18 protein-coding genes and 1 riboswitch are annotated in these 18,186 nt (G+C 65.6%); of the genes, 15 read left to right on the top strand and 3 right to left on the bottom strand.

Annotation, left to right across the window (positions count from 1 at the left end):
* The first annotated feature begins 821 nt into the window (after window positions 1–821).
* Together AC6EKW_RS13775 and AC6EKW_RS13770 are read left to right on the top strand one after the other, a co-directional pair.
* The gene (locus AC6EKW_RS13775) at window positions 822–1,493 is read left to right on the top strand and encodes a family 16 glycosylhydrolase (protein ID WP_498514669.1); all 672 of its coding nucleotides are present in this window, start codon (window positions 822–824) and stop codon (window positions 1,491–1,493) included.
* Window positions 1,494–1,530: 37 nt separating this feature from the next.
* The gene (locus AC6EKW_RS13770) at window positions 1,531–2,481 is read left to right on the top strand and encodes a GGDEF domain-containing response regulator (RefSeq protein WP_498514668.1); all 951 of its coding nucleotides are present in this window, start codon (window positions 1,531–1,533) and stop codon (window positions 2,479–2,481) included.
* A 4-nt stretch (window positions 2,482–2,485) separates the two neighbouring features.
* Here the strand turns inward: AC6EKW_RS13770 and AC6EKW_RS13765 are convergent, their stop codons facing one another.
* On the bottom strand, window positions 2,486–2,872 hold the full coding sequence (locus AC6EKW_RS13765; protein ID WP_498514702.1) for a response regulator transcription factor: 387 nt from the start codon (window positions 2,870–2,872) through the stop codon (window positions 2,486–2,488).
* 140 nt (window positions 2,873–3,012) lie between these two features.
* On the opposite strand from AC6EKW_RS13765, the gene AC6EKW_RS13760 reads away from it, so the two are divergent.
* On the top strand, window positions 3,013–4,230 hold the full coding sequence (locus tag AC6EKW_RS13760) for a HEAT repeat domain-containing protein (RefSeq protein ID WP_498514667.1): 1,218 nt from the start codon (window positions 3,013–3,015) through the stop codon (window positions 4,228–4,230).
* Window positions 4,227–5,645 (top strand): glycosyltransferase family 2 protein, encoded by a 1,419-nt coding sequence (locus AC6EKW_RS13755; RefSeq protein ID WP_498514666.1) that lies wholly within the window; start codon window positions 4,227–4,229, stop codon window positions 5,643–5,645. The genes AC6EKW_RS13760 and AC6EKW_RS13755 overlap by 4 nt, the downstream gene beginning before the upstream one ends.
* Window positions 5,646–5,652: 7 nt before the next feature.
* Here AC6EKW_RS13755 and AC6EKW_RS13750 read toward each other — a convergent pair whose 3' ends face one another.
* Window positions 5,653–6,600 carry an aldose 1-epimerase family protein gene (locus tag AC6EKW_RS13750; protein WP_498514665.1) on the bottom strand — a complete coding sequence of 316 codons (948 nt, stop codon included), beginning with the start codon at window positions 6,598–6,600 and terminating at the stop codon, window positions 5,653–5,655.
* A gap of 91 nt (window positions 6,601–6,691) precedes the next feature.
* On the opposite strand from AC6EKW_RS13750, the gene AC6EKW_RS13745 reads away from it, so the two are divergent.
* The 9 genes from AC6EKW_RS13745 (at window position 6,692) to AC6EKW_RS13705 (ending at window position 15,239) form a co-directional block, all read left to right on the top strand.
* On the top strand, window positions 6,692–7,810 hold the full coding sequence (locus tag AC6EKW_RS13745) for a 5-methyltetrahydropteroyltriglutamate--homocysteine S-methyltransferase (protein ID WP_498514664.1): 1,119 nt from the start codon (window positions 6,692–6,694) through the stop codon (window positions 7,808–7,810).
* A gap of 90 nt (window positions 7,811–7,900) precedes the next feature.
* Complete coding sequence (locus AC6EKW_RS13740; protein ID WP_498514663.1) at window positions 7,901–8,377, top strand: LPXTG cell wall anchor domain-containing protein; 477 nt, start codon at window positions 7,901–7,903, stop codon at window positions 8,375–8,377.
* Window positions 8,378–8,449: 72 nt separating this feature from the next.
* The gene (locus tag AC6EKW_RS13735) at window positions 8,450–8,884 is read left to right on the top strand and encodes an acyl-CoA thioesterase (RefSeq protein ID WP_273888263.1); all 435 of its coding nucleotides are present in this window, start codon (window positions 8,450–8,452) and stop codon (window positions 8,882–8,884) included.
* A gap of 36 nt (window positions 8,885–8,920) precedes the next feature.
* A complete protein-coding gene (locus AC6EKW_RS13730) occupies window positions 8,921–9,745 on the top strand; it encodes an LLM class F420-dependent oxidoreductase (protein WP_273888264.1) in 825 nt (274 codons plus the stop codon).
* Between the two features lie 105 nt (window positions 9,746–9,850).
* Entirely contained in the window at window positions 9,851–10,888 is a 1,038-nt protein-coding gene (locus AC6EKW_RS13725) for an LLM class flavin-dependent oxidoreductase (protein WP_498514662.1), read from the top strand.
* Window positions 10,885–11,799 carry an LLM class F420-dependent oxidoreductase gene (locus AC6EKW_RS13720; RefSeq protein WP_498514661.1) on the top strand — a complete coding sequence of 305 codons (915 nt, stop codon included), beginning with the start codon at window positions 10,885–10,887 and terminating at the stop codon, window positions 11,797–11,799. The genes AC6EKW_RS13725 and AC6EKW_RS13720 overlap by 4 nt, the downstream gene beginning before the upstream one ends.
* A 57-nt stretch (window positions 11,800–11,856) precedes the next feature.
* Window positions 11,857–12,018: riboswitch (cyclic di-AMP (ydaO/yuaA leader) on the top strand.
* A 5-nt stretch (window positions 12,019–12,023) separates the two neighbouring features.
* Window positions 12,024–12,308, top strand: coding sequence for a hypothetical protein (locus AC6EKW_RS13715; RefSeq protein WP_498514660.1), 285 nt, complete (start codon window positions 12,024–12,026; stop codon window positions 12,306–12,308).
* Window positions 12,309–12,516: 208 nt separating this feature from the next.
* Entirely contained in the window at window positions 12,517–14,037 is a 1,521-nt protein-coding gene (locus tag AC6EKW_RS13710; RefSeq protein ID WP_273888269.1) for an alkaline phosphatase family protein, read from the top strand.
* Window positions 14,034–15,239 carry a putative hexosyltransferase gene (locus tag AC6EKW_RS13705; protein WP_273888270.1) on the top strand — a complete coding sequence of 402 codons (1,206 nt, stop codon included), beginning with the start codon at window positions 14,034–14,036 and terminating at the stop codon, window positions 15,237–15,239. The genes AC6EKW_RS13710 and AC6EKW_RS13705 overlap by 4 nt, the downstream gene beginning before the upstream one ends.
* A 9-nt stretch (window positions 15,240–15,248) precedes the next feature.
* Here the strand turns inward: AC6EKW_RS13705 and AC6EKW_RS13700 are convergent, their stop codons facing one another.
* On the bottom strand, window positions 15,249–15,872 hold the full coding sequence (locus AC6EKW_RS13700) for a DedA family protein (protein WP_273888339.1): 624 nt from the start codon (window positions 15,870–15,872) through the stop codon (window positions 15,249–15,251).
* 388 nt (window positions 15,873–16,260) lie between these two features.
* On the opposite strand from AC6EKW_RS13700, the gene AC6EKW_RS13695 reads away from it, so the two are divergent.
* Both AC6EKW_RS13695 and AC6EKW_RS13690 read left to right on the top strand, forming a co-directional pair.
* The gene (locus AC6EKW_RS13695; RefSeq protein ID WP_498514659.1) at window positions 16,261–17,625 is read left to right on the top strand and encodes a selenium-binding family protein; all 1,365 of its coding nucleotides are present in this window, start codon (window positions 16,261–16,263) and stop codon (window positions 17,623–17,625) included.
* A gap of 71 nt (window positions 17,626–17,696) precedes the next feature.
* Window positions 17,697–18,186, top strand: a 490-nt coding sequence (locus AC6EKW_RS13690; protein ID WP_273888272.1) for a beta-class carbonic anhydrase, incomplete at its 3' end; no start/stop codon positions are given.

Genomic DNA, 18,186 nt, shown 5'->3' with positions numbered 1-18,186 from the left:
CGGCGCCGGGTACGGCGGCCATGAACCCGCTCAGAGGACCACCGAGCACCAGGGCCATGAGTATCGCGAGATCCGAGACTTCGAACTCGACCTTGCCGATCCTGGTCCCTACCGGAAAATATCTGGCGCAGAGGACCAAAAGAGCGAACAGAAGCCCGATGAGCGGCGAGATCCAGCCGAAGCGAAGACCGACGGCATACTGGAAGATCAACACCGCCCCGAACGCGACCCCGGCCAGCCCGTATATATACCGGTTCACCAGCCGAACACGCTCCGTATCGACGGACACCCTCACACACCCCGGATGAAGCACAAAACTACCATGACCCGAGATGATAAAGCAACAGCCGTCTCAAGTCCAGGTGTGGTGGCGAAAACTACCGGATACTTGTGTTTTGTCTTACCAGTACTTGTGGCCGAGCCGAATCTTGCTCACCTGCGTACCTCCTGGATCTAGCGTGTTCCGTTCATGATCGCGGGTTCCTCTACCAGTACTTGTGGCCGAGCTCTATCTTCTGCACTCCGCTCACCTCCTTCTCTCGTCCGGCCGACGAGGGTGGTCCTTGAACAGCGCTGGGCGGCTCTGCGGCCAGCACCGACCCTCCCCCTCGCGCTATGTTTGCAATCTTTCTTACCACTCTTGATGCAGTTTAAAAGATGCGGGCGGCCAGATGAATGGGCCGGATGGGGGATTTTGCTGGTTTTGTGGGTAGAACGGTCGTGTGGGTGGATGATCTTAAAGAATGGTTCCCGGAGATCCGATAACTACCGAACGAGGATTCGGGCGGGATCACGAAGGGCCGATGCGGAGAAGGAGAGATTTGAAGTCGCGACTGGTGAGGACATTCCTGTTCGGTGCGGTACAGTTGCTTTTGTTCGCGGTGATCACCAGGGCGGACGAAGGTGGTTTTTCGGACGATTTCTCCCGGCTGAACGGTGACTTCTGGGATGTACAGGATCACGTGCTCGGGCGCGGACGGTTGGATCCGTCCAACGTCGGGGTGGAGGACGGCGACTTCGTGATCACGATCCCGGCGCGCACCTTGAACGGGGGTGAGGTCGCCACGAAGGGGCTCTACGGGTACGGGAGCTACTCCGTGAGGATGAAGGTTCCCCGGGCGCCGGGTTCGATCACGGGTTTCTTCCTGTACAAGAGCCCGGACTATCAGAGTGAGATAGACATCGAGGTCTACAACGATCATTCGCGACGCGTCCTGTTCACGACCTACGCCGATGGCTCACGGACCAACACGCGGGAGGTACGCCTGCCGTTCGACCCGACCAGAGGATTTCACGATTACTCCTTCGAGTACTCCCCCACTTCGGTGACTTTCTGTGTCGATGGGCGGGCCATGGAGAGTTTCGATGCAGGGCTGCCACGGACCACGATGCACCTCATGGTCAATACCTGGTTCCCCGCATGGCTCAAAGGGAATGAGCCGCGGCACGACGCCAGCCTCCACGTGGACTACGTCTCCTACGTTCCCAGGTGAGTCCGGCGTCCCTGTGGCGCTACAATGCCGATGTTCGATGAAGATTCTCGTTGCAGAGGACGATCCGGTATCCCGCACCATCCTCGTGCGGGCCGTCGAGAAGCTCGGGCACGAGTCCCTGGCCGTCTCGGACGGGGAGGAGGCTTGGGAGACGTACCGAAAGACCCCCGATCTGGACGTCATCATAAGCGACTGGATGATGCCGGGCGTGGATGGCATCGAGCTGTGCCGCAGGGTGAGGAACGACGGCCGGGAGGACTACGTGCACTTCATCTTCCTCACCGCGCTCTCGGATCGGGATCATCTGCTGGAAGGTTTCGAAGCCGGGGCCGACGACTATCTCACGAAACCACTCGATCGGGCCGAGCTACAGGTGCGCCTGGCCGCGGCCGAGCGCGTCAGGGATCTGTACCGTAGGCTGGAGGAGAAAAACGCCGAGCTCGAGCGGCTCAAGGACGAGTTCTTCAAACAGGCCCGCCGCGATCCCCTCACCGGTCTCGGCAACCGGCGGCGCATGGAGGAGGATCTCGACCTGCTCCAGGGACAGGCCGAGCGCTACGGGTACAGCTACTGCGTCGCGCTTTGTGACGTGGACTTCTTCAAAGCCTACAACGACTACTATGGACACCCCCGCGGGGACTGGGTGCTAAAGAACGTTGCCCGGACCCTCCGGGAGAGTTGCCGGAGGGGGGACGCCCTCTACCGCTACGGTGGGGAGGAGTTTCTCGTGGTCCTGCCCGGGCAGAGGCTCGAATCGGCGCTGGGCGCCGCGGAGCGGATGCGCGCCGCGGTCGAGGAGCTGGCCATCCCGCACGAGGCGAGGGAGCCTCCCCGGGTGGTGACGATCAGCGCCGGCGTCGCCCCGCTGCCGACGAAGCGCGGCGCGAACGTCGAGGAGATCCTCGGCGCGGCGGACGCGGCCCTCTACGCGGCCAAACGTTCCGGCAGGAACCGCGTCTGCGCCCGTGGACCGGAGGAAGCCTCCTGACCTTCTACCCGCCGGATGCGTGCTCCCTGCGCCGCAGGACGGTACGCACCCGTGCCGCCAGCTCGTCCGGTGAGAACGGCTTGGTGACGTAGTCGTCCAGCCCGGCTTCGAGCCCTTCGATCACGTCCTTCTCCGAGCTGCGGGAGGTCAGCATGATCACGGGCAGGGAGGAGATCCTTCTATCCGGGTTTGCGCGCAGGGTCTGGACCAGGCTCAGCCCGTCTACCCGCGGCATCAGGCTGTCTACTATGAGGAGGTCGGGTAGATTCCCACCCTCGAGCCGGTCCAGAACCTCGCGCCCATCTTCGGCTTCGGAGAGCTCGTAGCCGAGCCCCGAGAGCTTGACGGTCACTATGCGCCGGACGACCCTGTCGTCGTCTGCGACGAGTATCTTCGCCTGCTGGCTCAGGATGCGCCACTCCCCTCGAGATCACACACTCTCGACCAACGATGATCTTACTAGCCTCTCACCTCGTCTTTCAATACAGTGGGCTACAGTGCTCCGGCATCTCATCCGATAAAAAGAAGAAGATGGAAAGTACGGGATTCGTGTGGCCCGCGGTACTCGTCATCGCGGGCTTGAACGTGCTGATGATGGGCATGACCGTGGTGCTCAGGATGGTGCGCTCGGTCGGCGGGAGAAGACGGCAGGCGCTCCTCAAGGAAGCGGACGCGCTGCTCGAAGAGGTCCTCGCCGGGGGGAGCGTACCGGAGGGGTTGAACGTGCTCGCGACGCGCGACCCGGACGTGCTCTCCGAAGCAATGATCCGGCACCTCTCTCTGCTGCGGGGTGCTCAGAGGGAGAGGCTCGTGGAGCTCGCCGCCGGACTGAGGCTGGTGGATTACTACGCTGGGGAGATCTCCGCGCGCAGCCGCTGGCGTCGGGCCAGAGCGGCGGAGAATCTCGGTTATCTGGGCGGTCCCGAGGTCGTGGGTCCGCTCTCGGGGCTGCTCTCCGATGGGGATGAGACCGTCAGGGCCGTCGCGGCTCGTGCGCTGGCGCGCATCGGTACACCGGAAGCCGCGAGGATCCTGGTCCGCAGCCTGGGGGACCCCTCGGACCTCACCCGGCTGCGGGTGGCGGAGAACCTGGAGCGGCTCGGTCCCCTGGCCGTGGAACCCCTGATCGAACGCCTGCGTTCCGGGGAGGAGAGGGCCTCTGCGATGGCGGCGCGCATCCTCGGGAACCTGCGGGCTCGGGAGGCCGCGCCCGCGCTCCTGCAGGCCGCACGCGACGGCGAGGGCGTGGACCTGAGGGCCCAGGCCGTCCTCGCGCTCGGCAGGATCGGGGACCCGGAGTACGTTCCCACCCTGCTCGCGGCGGCGCGGGACCAGGAGTGGCCCGTGCGCGCGCAGGCCGCCAACGCCCTGCGCATGATCGGGGACGTCTCGGCCATCCCACAGCTCGAGCGCATGGTCTCGGATCGGGAGTGGTGGGTGAGGGTGAACGCGGCGCGGGCGCTCGCCAGCCTCGGTCCCGCCGGGGAGAAGGCGCTCGTCAGGGTGTTGGAGGGGGAGGACCGCTTCGCCCGGGACCGGGCGGCGGCCGCGTTGGAGAGCCGGGGCGTGACCGAGAGGATCGTCCAGGACCTCACCCGCTCCGACGAGCGCGGGCGCGAGGCCCGGCGCGTGGTCCGGGCCATGGTCGCCGCCGGGGCGACCCGGCGGCTGCAACGGCTGCTCGACGATCTGCCCGGCGATGGGCGGCGGGAGCTGGAGAGCATGCTTCGGACGGGGGGGGAGGGGTGAGCTTCGGGGAGTTCCTGCTCGTCGTCAACTACTTCGTTCTCGGCTACTTCCTGCTCATAAACGGCATCTACGCGCTTCTGTACGTGATCTCGTTCTTCGAGATAGCGGATTACACCCGGCGGGAGGTCTTCTCCGGCTTCTCGGAGCTCTTCGCCTCCAGCTACGCCCCACCGGTCTCGGTGATCGTACCCGCGTACAACGAGGAGGCGACGATCGCCGAGAGCGTTCGCTCTTTGCTCTCGTTGCGCTACCCGCTGCACGAGGTGGTGGTCGTCAACGATGGCTCTTCGGACGGCACCCTGGAGGTTCTCGGGAAGAGCTTCGACCTGTGGGAGTCCGACCGCCCGGTGAGGATGCAGCTCGAGACCGCGCCCATACGGGGTGTCTATGCCTCCTCCGACGAGCGGCTCGTCGTCGTGGACAAGGAGAACGGCGGAAAGGCCGATGCCCTGAACGCCGGCATCTGCGCCGCCGGCTATCCGCTGGTCTGCTGCGTCGACGCGGACATCATCCTGGAGGAGGACGCGTTGCTGCGGGCTGCCAGACCCGCGATAGAGTACTCCGACGTCGCGGCCGTCGGCGGGATCGTCAGGGTCGCCAACGGTTGCGAGGTGGACTCCGGGCGTGTGATCGAGGTGCGCACCCCCCGCGAGGCACTCCCGACGCTGCAGGTGGTCGAGTACCTCAGGGCTTTTCTAGCCGGGAGGACCGGGTGGAGCCGCCTCAACGCCCTGCTCATCATCTCCGGGGCCTTCGGCATCTTCCGCCGCAGCGATCTCATCTCCGCCGGGGGTTACTCGGATGACACGGTCGGGGAGGACATGGAGCTGGTGACGAGGATGCACCGCGTCCTGCATGAGGGCCGGCGCAAGTACCGGGTGGTCTTCGTCCCCGATCCGGTCGCCTGGACCGAGGTCCCTTCCACCCTGCGTGTCCTGCGCCGCCAGCGCGACCGCTGGCACAGGGGGCTGATCGACACCCTCGTCCGCCACCGCAGGATGCTCTTCAACCCCCGTTACGGGACGGTGGGGCTTCTGGCGATGCCCTACTACTTCCTCTTCGAGCTTCTGGGCCCGGTGGTGGAGCTTCTCGGGTATGCCGCTTTCATCGTCGGCCTCCTGCTCGGCGTGCTCAACGTGCCGTTCGCGCTGGCGTTCTTCGCCGTCGCGGTGGGGTTGGGGTCTCTGCTCTCGGTCGCGGCGGTCTTCATGGAGGAGATGCGGCTGCGGCGGTATCCGCGCTGGACCGACTTCCTGAAGCTCGTCCTCTACGGCGTGCTCGAGAACTTCGGATACCGGCAGCTCAACACCCTCTGGAGGGTTGCGGCCATAGTCTCCTACCTGCACAGGAACACCGACTGGGGGAGCATGGAACGCCGCGGCTTCGGTCCCGGGGAACCGGGGAAGGGTCGGTGAGAGGTGCTCAGAGCTGCGGTTTTATCCCCCATGCGCTCGTGAGCGAGCAGCCGGGTTCGAGGATGGCCAGCCCGTCCCCGGAGTTGAAGGCGTCCGGTGCGCAGGTCATCGGCTCGACGGCGAGCGCGCTCCGGAAATCCTCGCCCGGGAGGGTGTCCGAGGTGAAGAGCTGCACGTAGCGGCAACTCTCCTCCATCCACAGCTCGACGGCCCTGCTCCGACCGGGCTCTTCGAGCCGGATGCGTACCCTGCCGTCGGCGTCGGGCCGGAGGTCCGTGAAGCAGGTGTCGAGTCGCGTCCCCCCGATGGTACGCGGTTCGCGGAAATCGTAGGGGGTCCCGTCGACGCTCGTGCGACGGCGGGGTATGAGGTTCTCGTCGGTCTCGTAGTACGAGCGGGCCGGCAGGTGCAGGTGCAGGTCGTCGACCTTACCCGGACCGGGCGTGAGGTAGGGATGGTTGCCGATCCCGCAGGGGGCGGGCCCTGGACCGGGGTTCGTGGCGGTTATGCGCACCGTGAGCCCGTCTTCTTCAGAGAGCGCGTAGTGGGCCTCCAGATCGAGCAGGAAGGGGTACCCCTCCTGCGGATGGAGCCGCAATCCGAGCGAGACTTCGGAGAGGGTGCGCGAGACCAGACGCCACCCAGACCACCGGACGAGCCCGTGCAGCGCGGCGTTGCGGTCAGGTTCGTTCACCGGGAGCTGGTGTTCTTCTCCGGCGAAGGAGTAGTGTCCCCCGGCCACCCGGTTCGGCCACGGCAGGAGGATCTGCCCGTGGGAGGCCGGGCTCATCTCTCCTTCACCGAAACCCTGGATCACGGGTTTCCCCCCGGCCTCGAAGAGGCGCAGCGTCGCCCCTACCCCGGCGACGACGGCTCGAAGCTCTCTCCGCTCTATCTCGAACTGCTCCCCGGTCGGCGAAAGAGGGTGGGAGATGCTCTCCATGCAGAGGAGCATAGACGCCGGAGGCGCACCCTGCAACGCGCCGCATCCCTGCGGAGGTTAGTAGAATGCGGACTTGATGCGAGAGCGAGGAGGTTTCATCCGTATGATGCGAGACAAACCGCCCTTCAGGGCGGACCATGTCGGGAGTCTCCTGCGGCCCGCCGGGCTTCTCGAAGCCCGCGAGGATTTCGCTGCGGGGCGCATTACCGCGGAGGAGCTGAGGGCCACGGAGGACGGGGCGATCCGCGAGGTCGTCAGGAAGCAGGAGGAGGTCGGTCTTCGCTCGGCCACCGACGGCGAATTCCGTCGCTCCTCCTGGCACATGGACTTCATCTACCAGCTGGGCGGGGTCGAGAAGGCCGAGGGCAACATCAAGGTGAAGTTCCGCAACGAACGGGGCGACATAGAGTTCACCCCGGCCGCCCTCAGGGTGGAGAGCCGGGTGCACCTGGAACACACCATCTTCGGCGACGACTTCGCTTTCCTAAAAGAGCAGGTGAAGAGCGCGACCCCCAAGCTCACCATCCCCTCTCCGAGCATGGTCCACTACCGGGGCGGACGCGCCGCGATAGACGAGAGCGTATACCCGGATCTCGAAGGGTTCTGGGAGGATCTCGCTTCGGCCTACGCCGAGGAGGTGCGGCGCCTCGGTGAGCTGGGTTGCACCTACCTGCAGTTCGACGACACCAGCCTGGCCTACCTCAACGACCCGCGCCAGAGAGAGCACCTGGCGGCCCTGGGCGGGGACCCGGAGCACCAGCACGAGATCTACATCCGCACCATCAACCGGGCGCTCGAGAACCGCCCCGCCGGGATGTCCGTGACCACCCACATGTGCCGGGGTAACTTCCGCTCTTCCTGGGCCGCCGAAGGCGGCTACGACTTCGTCGCCGAAGCACTCTTCAACGAGCTGGACGTGGACGGGTTCTTCCTGGAGTACGACGACGAACGCTCCGGAACCTTCGAACCCCTGCGTTTCGTCCCGAAGGGCAAGATGGTCGTCCTCGGCCTCGTCACCACCAAGCGCGGCCAGCTCGAAGACAAGGACCTCCTGAAGAGGAGGATCGAGGAGGCCAGCCGCTTCGTCCCCATCGATCAGCTGTGCCTCTCGCCGCAGTGCGGTTTCTCCTCCACCGTCGAAGGGAACAACCTCACCGAAGACGAGCAGTGGGCGAAGCTCGAGCTCATCGTCGAGACCGCCGAAGAGGTCTGGGGAGAGTAGAAAAAGCACGCTTTGCCCTTGACTTATTAACAAATCTTTGCGAGGATTAACAATCGTCATGGTAGGTCCTCGAGACAGGAGGTAGAGGATTTGAAGAAGGTAATGCTGTTGGCCGCCATGCTGGCGATGGTGCTCGCCGTCGCGGCCCCGGCCTTCGCGCAGGCCGTCGGGGCGAACACCCAGAGCGGCGGCGCCATCGGTGTGCAGACCGGCAACAACGACGTGCAGTGCGTGCAGAACGCGGTGCAGCAGGAGGCCGGCAAGGCGCAGTACAGCCAGTACGGCAACAACTACAACGTCCAGCAGATAGCTCAGACTTGTAACATCAGCGTGAGCCAGGTGCAGAACATCATCAGCTCCATCAGCAGCTCGGCTCCCTCGACCAGCACGGCTTCCGCCAGCACGAGCGCTTCTTCCAGCGTGGCTTCCGTGAGCAGCGCGGCTTCCTCCGCGTCCGGTGCGGCGGCCAGTGTTCTCCCGAACACCGGTGGTGCTTCGGTGATAGCGCTCGGCGCTGGTGCGCTCCTCGTCGGCGGTGGTCTGCTCGCCCGCAGGTTCATCCGCTAGTCCCGAGGCCAAGCGCGGAATCTGAGAGGGCCGGGGTCTCCCGGCCCTCTTTCGTCATGGAGGCGGAGAAGGATGGAGGGGTACCGGTTCACGCACACGCTGCGGGTGAGGTACTCGGAGATCGACGGTCAGAAGGTCGTCTACAACGCACACTACCTCACGTACCTGGATGTGGCCATCACCGAGTACTTCAGGAAACTTGGGATAGAGTTCACGGGCGATCCTCCCCCCTTCGACATAGCGCTGGTCAAGGCCACGCTCGAGTTCAAGCGGCCCGCGCGTCTGGACGATTTGCTCGACGTGGGGGTTCGCGTGCGCTCCTTCGGGCGTTCCAGCTTCGTCGCCGGGTTCCGGATCTCGGCCCACGAGGGTGGGGAGGAGACCATTCTGGAGGCCGAGGTGGTGTACGTCTCCTATTCGCAGGAAGAGGAGAAGGCGGTGCCGGTGCCGGAGTGGGTGCGGGCCAGGGTAAAACGTTTCGAGGAGAGCGGTGCGCTTCCTGGGTAGAGGAGGCGGGGCGATGTGTGGTTCAATGAAGAGATGATGAAGATCGGAGTATCCACGTTCGTCACGGACGAGGGGATAAAACCCGACGTCCTGGGGTTGTTCCTGGAAGAACGCGGTTTCGACTCGTTGTTCGTCGCCGAGCACACCCACATACCGCTCAGCAGGAGGACGCCGTACCCTGGAGGGGGTGAGTTGCCGAGGAAGTACTACCGTACTCTCGACCCCTTCATCACGCTCACCGCGGCCGCCGCGGCCACCCAGACCCTGCTCGTGGGGACCGGGGTCGCGCTTCTGGCGCAGCGCGACCCGATCACGACGGCCAAAGAAGTCGCGAGCCTCGACTACTTCTCCGACGGGCGCATGATCTTCGGCGTCGGGGTCGGATGGAACGAGGAAGAGATGGAGAACCACGGGACCAACCCTCGTACCAGGGGGCGTCTGGTGAACGAACGCCTGCGGGCGATGATCGAGATCTGGACCCGCGATTCGGCCGAGTATCACGGGGAGTTCGTCGATTTCGACCCCATAGCATCCTGGCCCAAGCCGGTGTGCAAACCCTACCCGCCGATCTACGTCGGCGGGGGACGGCGGGCGTTCAGGAGGGTGGCCGAGTTCGGCGACGCCTGGCTCGCCAACGGGCTGCCGCCGGAGAAGCTCGCGCCGATGATGGAGGAGCTGCGCGAGGTCTCCGGCAGGGACGTGCCCGTCACGGTCTTCGGAGCTTCGCACGACAGGGAGGTCCTGGAGGAGTATGCCCGGCTCGGGGTCGACCGGGTTTTGCTCGATCTGCCGACCCTTCCCGAGCCCGAGACGGTGGAACTCCTCGATGAGCTCTCCGGGCTCGTCGACGCCTTCATATAGCCGGGATCACGAGCCTCTCCACCCGCGGCAACCGGGTATTACACTCTTGGCGAGAGGTTTTTGCGGGTAGTGGATTGAGGATTTCGGAAGGAGATATCCGGAACGGTGGATCTCAGGCTTTCGGTTTTGGATCTCTCGCCGGTCGGTTCGGGGTACGGCTCGCGTGAGGCGTTGCGCAACACCCTGGATCTGGCCCGTCTGGCCGACCGGCTCGGGTATGAGCGTTACTGGCTCGCCGAGCATCACAACCTCCCGAGCGTGGCCAGCTCCGCACCGGAGGTGATGATCGGGCACGTCGCCCACGAGACCGCCCGCATCCGGGTCGGGGCGGGGGGTGTCATGCTCCCCAACCACGCCCCGCTCAAGGTGGTCGAGACCTTCCGGGTGCTCGAGGCCCTGCACCCGGACCGTATAGACCTCGGCATAGGCCGGGCTCCCGGCACCGACCCGGTGACCGCTACGGCGCTCCGGCGTTCCTGCGGTGCGGACGGGGCGGAGGACTTCCCCGAACGCTTCGCTGAACTCCTCGCCTTCGGCGGGGATGGATTCCCGGAGGATCACCCCTTCGCCGCGGTGCGCGCCATGCCCGATGACGTGAAGCTTCCCCCGATCTGGCTGCTCGGCTCCAGCGGCTACTCCGCGCGGGCCGCGGGAAAGATGGGGCTCGGCTACGCCTTCGCGGCACACTTCAGCCCGGCCGATCCCGCCCCGCCGATGCTCGCCTACAGAGAGAGCTTCGAGCCCTCGGAGGAGTTCGAGCGTCCCTCGGCGATACTCGCCGTCTCCGTCGTCTGCGCCGAGAGCGAGGAGCGTGCCGCGGAGCTCGCCTCCTCGATGCAGCTCGCCTGGGTCAGGATGCGCAGCGGCCGGCCCGGGCCGCTCCCCACGCCGGAAGAGGCCCTGGCTCACGAGTACACACCGGCGGAGAGGCGCCTCGCCGAGGCGTACCGCTCGATGCAGATCATCGGCACCCCCGAGAGGGTCAGGGAGAGGATGGAGGAGGTCGCGGAGCGCACCCGGGCCGACGAGCTCATGGTCACGACGATGGTCTACGACCACACCGCGCGGCTGCGCTCCTACGAGCTTCTCGCGGAGGTCTTCGGGCTCGCGGGAGCGCCGGCCGGGGGACGGGAGCGGACATGAGCCGGACGGAGCGGAGATACCCCGACCCTTCGGTGCTCGGGGGCGAGGTGGGGCTGTGGACCTCGATCCTCAACTATCTGCCCGCTTCCCGGGCGAGGGAGGCCGCGGCCGAGGCCGAGGAGCTCGGCTACGGGGCGTTATGGTTCGGAGAGGCGACCGGACGGGAGATCTTCACCACCGCCGCGATACTGCTCTCCGCAACCAGTCGGATCCAGATCGCCACCGGAATCGCCAACATCTTCGTCCGTGACGCGTGGGCGACGAACGCCGCGTCGAAGACGCTCGCCGAGGCGTATCCGGGACGGTTCGTCCTCGGGATCGGGGTGAGCCACCGGCCGCTCGTCGAGATGCGCGGCCACGACTACCGCTCGCCGCTCGCGACGATGCGCTCCTACCTGGAGGACATGCGCCGGGCCCGGTTCGACGCCGTAGGACCTGAACGGGAGGCTCCCGTGTTGCTCGCGGCGCTCGGCCCGAAGATGCTCGAGCTCTCCAGAGATCTCGCCGACGGCGCCCATCCTTATCTGGTAACCCCGCAGCATACCGCCTACGCCCGCGGGATCCTCGGGGAAGGGCCGCTCCTCGCCGTCGAGCAGGGGGTGGTCCTCACGGAGGACCGGACGGAGGCTCTGCGCCTCGCCCGCTCGCACTTAAGCCGGTATCTCAGGCTTCCCAACTACCGCAACAGCTGGCTCCGGCAGGGCTTCACCGAAGAAGACCTCTCCGGGGAGGGCAGCGACCACTTCGTGGAGGCGCTCGTCGCCTGGGGAGACGAGGGCAGGATAAGAGAACGGGTGCACGAGCACCTCGACGCGGGGGCGGACCACGTCTGCGTGCAGGTGATAACCGACCGGCCCGGGGCCGGTCTCGGCAGGGAATGGCGCGTCCTGGCCCACGCTCTGCTGGCGTAGCGTCCGCCGGTTGACAACTTCTCTTTTCGGGCGTATACCGGCGGGTTGTAAGAAGTGGTGCCAGAAGCGCCGAGCTCCCGGGTGGCACCGGGAGGCGGGGGACCCGATCCGGCGGGCCTAGGCCCACCGAGGGGTGAATCGCCTCGAAGCGGGGCGTAGGGCTTCTCTCTTTCGGCCCGAACCCGTCAGCTAACCCCGCAGGCGCCGAAGAAGGAGGAAGAGGAGTGTCGGTCCAGAGGCGTTCTTTCCTGCGGCGCATGATGCTCGGTGAGGAGAGGCCCCACACCGAGCGGGAGGAGAAGGTCCTCAACTACGTCGTCCACCGGATAAACGACGGCGCTCCGCTGCACGAGATAGTGCACGAGGACTACGTGGTGCGCAACTGCTCGCAGCGGGAGATAGGCGACATCCTGCGTTGCCCCGAGCTGGTGCGGGCCAGCCGCAACCGCCTCGAACGGGCCTTCGTCTCGGGGGAGCTCGATCCTTCGAGTCTCCGCCGGCGTTTGTAGTTTCGTCGGGGTCTTGAGCGCGGGTCGCCCGCGAAGGTTCTCTCGCCGGAGGTGATCCCCGGGCAGGGGGGATCACCTCCGGCTTTCTTCAGCCTTTCGCCCTTTTCTCAGAATTCTCTCAACCTCCGGACTTAATAGGAGGAAATCTTCCCGCTGGAGGGTCGGCAGGAAGAGGTATCCCACCAGATGAGAGAGGGGCTGGCGTAGCATGGGATGTTGGCTGAGGGTCTCGCGAAGGGTGATCTCGCCGATCGCCGCGCTGTCCGCGCTGCTGCTCGTCCTGGCGGCCTGTTCCGGGTCGGGGAAGGTCACCGGCCAGACGTCCCCGGGGACGCTCGCGCCTGGCGCACCGCCCGGGCTGGAGAAGATAAAGCACGTGATCATAATCATGCAGGAGAACCGTTCCTTCGACAACTACTTCGGCACCTACCCCGGTGCCGACGGCATCCCGATGAAGAACGGGCACCCGGCGGTCTGCATCCCGGACCCGCGACTGGGACACTGCATCCGGCCCTTCCACGACCGCAAGAACCGGGATCTCGGTGGGCCTCACACCGCGACGGACGCCCGAAAGGACATAAACGGCGGCAGGATGAACGGCTTCATCCGTCAGCAGCTCGCCGGGGAGAGCCGGCTGTGCAAGAAGAGCCCGCTGAACCCCCACTGCTCCCACATAACCCACGACAACCCTCCAGACGTCGTCGGCTACCACACGGCGCGGGAGATCCCGAACTACTGGGCCTACGCCCGCAACTTCGTCCTGCAGGATCACATGTTCGAGTCGAATGCTTCCTGGAGCCTTCCGGCACACCTGTATACGGTCTCGGCGTGGTCCGCGGTGTGCAAGAACAAAAACCCCATGAGCTGCCGCAGCGCCCTGCAGCGCCCGGAGGAACCTCTGGACTTTGCGAGACGTTTCCCTGGTGCCGTCCCCCCGGTTCAGAGGCGCGGGGGAAAGCTACACCAGCCGGACTACGCCTGGACCGACATAACCTACCTGCTGCACAAATACCACGTGAGCTGGCGCTACTACGTGGCCAGGGGCGCAGAACCCGACTGTCCCGACGGACAGATGTTCTGCCACAGGACCATGCAGAGCCCGAAGACCCCCGGGATCTGGAACCCGCTGCCGCATTTCGAGACGGTCAGACAGGACCATCAGCTCGGGAACATCCAGAGCACCAGCGCCTACTTCAGGGCCGCGAGGGAGGGGCGTCTCCCGCAGGTGAGCTGGCTCGTCCCGAGCGGCAAGAACAGCGAGCATCCCCCGGCGCTCATAAGCAACGGGCAGGCCTACGTCACCCGGGTGATCAACGCGGCGATGAGGAGCCCGGACTGGAAGAGCACGGCGATCTTCCTCACCTGGGACGACTGGGGAGGCTTCTACGACAACGTCGTGCCCCCCAAGGTGGATAAGATGGGCTACGGTCTGAGGGTCCCCGGGCTCGTCATAAGCCCCTACGCGAAGCGCGGATACATAGACCACCAGACGCTCTCGTTCGACGCCTATCTGAAGTTCATCGAAGACCGCTTCCTGGGCGGGCAGCGGCTCAACCCCAAAACCGACGGGCGCCCGGACCCGCGTCCGGACGTGAGAGAGGCGATGCCGCAGCTCGGTAACCTGGTCCGGGACTTCAATTTCAACCAGAAGCCTCGTCCACCGCTCATCCTGCCGCCCCACCCTAGGACCGACCTGGTGAGCCCGCGTCCGAGGTGGAGCCGAGGGTGAAGAAGCGGCTCCGGAGGTTTGCCTCTGGCGGGGCCGGGTTCGTAGGGCTCGTGTTCCTGGCGAGCCGGGCGCTGTATTTCGCCTCCGGGGCGATCTTCGCCGGGCTCCTCCGACCGAGCCCCGGCCCGGCCGACACTCGTCCCGTGCACCACCTGGTGACCAATATCTGGGCGAGGTGGGACGGGATCTGGTACTCCTACATAGCCGCCCACGGGTACGAGCGCTTCCTTCCCCCCGAGACGGCCTTCTTCCCGTTGCCACCTCTTCTGGCGCGGACCGTCGTGCGGTTCTCGGGAGCCCGGCCGACGCTGGAGAACCTGAGCGTGGCGCTGACGCTCATCTCGCTGGTCGCCACCCTGTTCGGCTTCTACTTCGTTTATCGTCTCGCGGAGGACTGCTGGGGGGAGAAGGTGGCGCGCAATTCGGTTCTCGTCCTGGCTTTCTTCCCCACGAGCTTCTTCTTCAACGCCGCCTACTCGGAGGGGCTTTTCCTCGCGTTCTCGTCCGGGGCTCTCTGGGCGGCGCGCCTGCGGCGCAACCTGCTCCTGGGATGCATTCTCGCCGCGCTCGCCTCGGCGACCCGCGAGGCCGGGGTCTTCCTCGTCGTGCCGCTCTTCGGCAGCTGGCTTGCGGACCGGGAGCGATACGGACTGCACCGCCTGTCCTACCTGGCGCTCGTACCCTCCGGGATGGCGGCGTACCTCGTCTATCTCTGGCACCGTTACGGTAACCCGCTGGAGTTCGCGATGGCGGAGAAGGCCCACTGGCACAGGAAGTTCTCCGGCCCGTACGTAACCTTTCGGGATGCTCTCGTCCGGGCGATCCAGGGCTGGCGCTGGGCGGTGCACCCGGAGAGCCTGCTCCATGGCTACGGCTCCCTGCTGCACTCGTTCCTCGCCGCCAACACCTTCTACTTCGGGTTCTTCGTGCTGACCGTGCTGTTGCTGGCCGCCGGGATGCGGGTGTTGCCGTGGGACCTTCTCATCTACAGCGCCTGTCTCACCCTGCTCCCCGCCCTGGATGGGGCGGCCGGGATGCCCCTGATGAGCTTTTCGCGGTTTCTCCTCGTGGTGTTCCCGCTCTTCTTCGTGCTCGGGCTTCTGCTGCGGAGCCGGGCCGCGCTCGCGGTCTGGCTCTCCACGAGCACGGCCCTCTCGCTCTTTTTCTGCGCCCTCTTCGTGAGCTGGCGGTGGGTGGCCTGAGGTGAGGGCTCAGCTCCGCTTGCGAGACATCATCCAGCGGAAGAACAGGTAGGCCCCGGCGAGGACGAGCGCCGCGGCGACGGCGTAGGTCAGGTAGTGCATGTACACCGCGATCTCCTCCCAGTGCCTGCGGAGCGCGTATCCTGCGTAGGTGAGCCCGGCCACCCACGGCACGCATCCGAAGAACGTGTAGGCGCTGAACTTCGCCAGGTTCATCCTCGCCGCCCCGGCCGGGTAGGAGACGAAACCCCTGACCAGAGGGAGCATGCGGCAGATGAAGACCGTGGCCGCTCCTCTCCGCGCGAACCATCCTTCGGCCCGCGTGAGATCTTTTTTCTTTATCCCGACGAAGCGGCCGTAGCGGATCACCGCCCCTCGTCCTCCCTTGAGCCCGATGTAGTACGAGGCCCATGAGCCGACCATGTTGCCCGCCACGCCCGCGGTCACGGCCCAGAAGAAATTCATCCTGCCGGTGGCCGAGAGAAAACCCGCGAACGGCTGGATGATCTCCGACGGCAACGGCGCTCCCATGCTCTCGAAGATCATCAGCGCGAACGTCGCGAGCGGACCGTAGACCCCGACCGCGGAGAGCACCCGCTTCGTGAGCGAGCCGACGATGAGCGCGAAGGCCACCCCGCTCAACGTGCCCTCTCCCGAAGGCTTCCCGCCATCTCCGCTGATACGTTTCTCATGTCATTTCGCTCCCGTGTTCTTCTCGCGTTGACGCCCCCTGCTAAAGGGGCCGACCGAACCTCTGGTGAGTATGCCACGTGTGCCTGAGAGTGGTCTGAGAGCGCCGGAGCTCCCGTACGCCCCAGCGTCCTGAAATACCCGATAAAAAAGGTAGGATATATTCTACAATGCTCTGTACGAGAGAGACGTGGGAGAAGATCGAGAAAGCTGGTACGCTGGAGGCGCCACGCCCGTCGAGAGGGCCGGTCACCGTACGATGGGGCCCGTCCCGAACGGGTGAGGTCGGGGTTTCCACGATGAAGGGGTTACGGGGAAAGGAGAGGCGAAGATGACGGAAGAGCACGAGCACCACGCCTGCTGTGGGCCGGGGTACGCGAGCCCTGAGGAGGCGATGAAGGCCGAGCCGGAGAAGATCCTCTACACGGTCGCGCTGCACGTCGGCACCGGGGTCGAGGCGCCGGACTACCTGGCGACGATAGACGTCGACCCCGAGTCCCCGACCTACTCGCAGGTCATCCACCGCACCCCGATGCCCAACATCGGGGACGAGCTGCACCACTTCGGTTGGAACGCGTGCAGCTCCTGCCACGGTGACGAGAGCAAGGAGCGGCGTTTCCTGATCGTCGGCGGGCAGCGCTCGAGCCGCATCCACATCATAGACACCGCGGACGAGCGGGCGCCGAAGATCCACAAGGTCATAGAGCCCGAAGAGATCGTCGCGAAGACCAACCTCACCGTGCCGCACACCGTACACTGCCTGCCGGACCGGGTGATGATCAGCATGCTCGGCGACGCCGAGGGCAACGGGCCCGGAGGATTCTTGCTGCTGGACGAGGACTTCGAGATCGCCGGGCGCTGGGAGCGCAGCACCGAGGGGATGGATTTCAACTACGACTTCTGGTACCAGCCGCGCCACAACGTCATGATCTCCACCGAGTGGGCCGCACCCAGGACCTACTACCCGGGCTTCGAGCTCTCCGACGTCGAGGCCGGGAAGTACGGGCGCAAGCTCCACTTCTGGGACTGGGAGAAGCGCGAGCTGGCGCAGACGATAGACCTCGGCGAAGAGGGGCTCATCCCGCTCGAGACCCGCTTCCACCACGACCCCGACAGCGCGCACGGCTTCGTCGGGGCGGCGCTCTCGTCCAACATGTTCCACTTCTACAAGGACAACGGCTCCTGGAAGGCGGAGAAGGTCATAGACGTACCGACCGAGGACGTGGAGAACTTCCCGATCCCGCTGCCGGGCCTCATAACCGACCTGCTCATCTCGATGGACGACCGCTACCTGTACTTCTCGAACTGGCTGCACGGGGACCTCAGGCAGTACGACATCTCCGACCCCTCACACCCACGCCTTACCGGGCAGGTGTGGCTCGGAGGACTTCTGGGCAAGGGGCAGGAGGTCGCCGGGCGCAGGCTCGAGGGCGGGCCGCAGATGCTCCAGCTTAGCCTGGACGGCAGGCGGCTCTACGTCACCAACTCGCTCTACAGCTCCTGGGACAACCAGTTCTACCCGAAGCTCGCCGAGACCGGATCTTACCTGCTCAAGGTCAACTGCGACCCCGAGAACGGCGGCATGGAGGTGGACGAGAACTTCTACGTGGACTTCGGCGCCGAGCCCGCAGGGCCCGCCCGGGCGCACGAGATGCGCTACCCTGGTGGGGACTGCACCTCGGACATCTGGCTCTGAACCAGGCTCCGGGAGAGGGGGATTCGTTCCCCCTCTCCCACTTGCGGAAGGGGAGGTTCTCAAAAGACGGTATGAGCGTGATAGACGAGCTTTTGCAGAACAACGAGCGCTACGCCAGGGAGTTCGACAAGGGTGATCTACCCGCGCCGCCCTCGCGCAGGGTGGCCATCGTCGCGTGCATGGACGCCCGGCTCGACATACACAGGATCCTGGGGCTCGAGGAGGGAGAGGCGCACGTGATCCGCAACGCCGGTGGTGTGATCACGGAGGATGCGATCCGCTCGCTGCTCATCTCCCAGCGGATGCTCGGGACCGAGGAGGTTATGCTGATCCACCACACCGGCTGCGGGATGACCTCTTTCAGGGACGACGAGGCCAGGGCCGAGATCGAGAGGGAGACCGGTATCAGGCCGCCCTTCGTGCTGGAAGCCTTCGGGGACCCGGAGGATGATGTCCGGCAGTCGATCCGACGCCTCCAGGCGAGCCCGTTCATCCCGCGCAAGGACGCTATCAGGGGATTCGTCTACGAGGTGGAGACGGGGAGGCTGCGCGAGGTATCCT

The organism is Rubrobacter sp. M3-4, assembly GCF_059772285.1.
Note: the sequence above shows the minus strand (reverse complement) of the source record. Positions and strands in the feature narration are given on the sequence as shown.

What these genes read in the sequence shown, in the direction of transcription:
- AC6EKW_RS13730 (WP_273888264.1), top strand. Translation starts at nt 8,921, where the DNA reads ATGAAGATCGGAGTATCCACGTTCGTCACGGACGAGGGGATAAAACCC.
- AC6EKW_RS13735 (WP_273888263.1), top strand. Translation starts at nt 8,450, where the DNA reads ATGGAGGGGTACCGGTTCACGCACACGCTGCGGGTGAGGTACTCGGAG.
- AC6EKW_RS13720 (WP_498514661.1), top strand. Translation starts at nt 10,885, where the DNA reads ATGAGCCGGACGGAGCGGAGATACCCCGACCCTTCGGTGCTCGGGGGC.
- AC6EKW_RS13750 (WP_498514665.1), bottom strand. Translation starts at nt 6,600, where the DNA reads ATGCTCCTCTGCATGGAGAGCATCTCCCACCCTCTTTCGCCGACCGGG.
- AC6EKW_RS13770 (WP_498514668.1), top strand. Translation starts at nt 1,531, where the DNA reads ATGAAGATTCTCGTTGCAGAGGACGATCCGGTATCCCGCACCATCCTC.
- AC6EKW_RS13695 (WP_498514659.1), top strand. Translation starts at nt 16,261, where the DNA reads ATGACGGAAGAGCACGAGCACCACGCCTGCTGTGGGCCGGGGTACGCG.
- AC6EKW_RS13710 (WP_273888269.1), top strand. Translation starts at nt 12,517, where the DNA reads ATGGGATGTTGGCTGAGGGTCTCGCGAAGGGTGATCTCGCCGATCGCC.
- AC6EKW_RS13760 (WP_498514667.1), top strand. Translation starts at nt 3,013, where the DNA reads ATGGAAAGTACGGGATTCGTGTGGCCCGCGGTACTCGTCATCGCGGGC.
- AC6EKW_RS13745 (WP_498514664.1), top strand. Translation starts at nt 6,692, where the DNA reads ATGATGCGAGACAAACCGCCCTTCAGGGCGGACCATGTCGGGAGTCTC.